The organism is Xanthomonas sp. A1809 (assembly GCF_017746015.1).
GTDB lineage: Bacteria > Pseudomonadota > Gammaproteobacteria > Xanthomonadales > Xanthomonadaceae > Xanthomonas > Xanthomonas euvesicatoria.
The window spans coordinates 1-1,204 of the sequence record NZ_JAGHWZ010000061.1; the positions used below are offsets into that span (position 1 = coordinate 1).

The window sequence follows — 1,204 nt, forward strand, 5'->3', positions numbered from 1 at the left end:
CACTTCTCGACGAGAAGCTGCCGGGGTCTCTCATCATCAGCATCGCTCACCGTGACGCCCTTGAAGCATTTCATTCTAAGTCGATTCATCTGAGTGCAATCTCGAGGGTAATGGTATGAGCGCCCCGATCTTGACAAGATATCGCAAAGCGCAGACAGAAAGCGCCGGCAGACCATCACTGTTGATCGCATTCGGGAAACTCGTGGCTCCTTTTTGGCGCGCCCGTGCCTCAACGAAAGCTTGGGTGCTGCTCGCGCTTTTCGTAGGTTGCTTGTTACTTCAAGCCAAAGCCGCTGTATTTCTGAATGAACGCTCCGGAGTTTTGACAAATGCACTGGTAGCAAAGAACATAACCAAACTCCAATCGACCGCACTTATTTTATTGATGATTACTCTGGGAGTAGTCATTCTTGATATCTCCCAGAGCTATTTGCGCATGTGGATCGAGATCGATTGGCGGGTGTGGCTGACCCGGCACTTCGCTGATCGATGGTTATTTCAACGCAACTATTACCGAATGGAACGGGATGGATCCGTCGACAATCCGGACCAACGGATATCGGAAGATGTTTTCTTGTTAGTGGACCAGACGCTGAAGCTTTTCTCGGAATTTGCGTCGCAGATCACGCGTGTGATTGCATATAGCACAGTATTGTGGAGCCTTGGGGGCGCACTCAGGTTATCGTGGAATTCATCACTTATATCGCTGCCTAATGGTACTTTCTGGGCGACCTGGACTGTTTTAATTATATTTATAGTCGCAATGTTTTTGGTTGGTCGACCGCTGGTGAAGCTGAATGTTGAACGGCAGCGCAAGGAAGCGGACTACCGTTTCGCAATGGCCAATATTCGCATGAATGCTGAGCAGGTCGCGCTTTACGATGGAGCTCGCGCAGAGGCTGGCCGACTAAATTCATTATTTAACAGAATTGTACTCAACTGGCGGTCGATCATGATCGCAACAGCTGGAATGATCGCTGTCGTTATGTTCTACCAGAGACTGGTTGGTTTGGGTATGAATATGCCTGGATATGTTAGATACATGAGGGGTGAAATTGACTACGGTCAATTCACCCAGATCGGCGCCGCAGTGATGGCGATCGCTAATGCGCTTTCTTGGTTCGCCAGGCAAATGCAAGATGGAAGCTTTTTTATCTGGGCCTCGGCCGTAAGGCGACTCGGTGCATTTGACATTGAACTTAGC

The 1,204-nt window shown here is 49.3% G+C and carries 1 protein-coding gene; it reads left to right on the forward strand.

The annotated features are described in order from the left end of the window. Nucleotides 1-115 precede the first annotated feature (115 nt). Nucleotides 116-1,204: SbmA/BacA-like family transporter (locus J7396_RS22395; protein WP_209262186.1), on the forward strand; the 1,089-nt coding region annotated here is incomplete at its 3' end.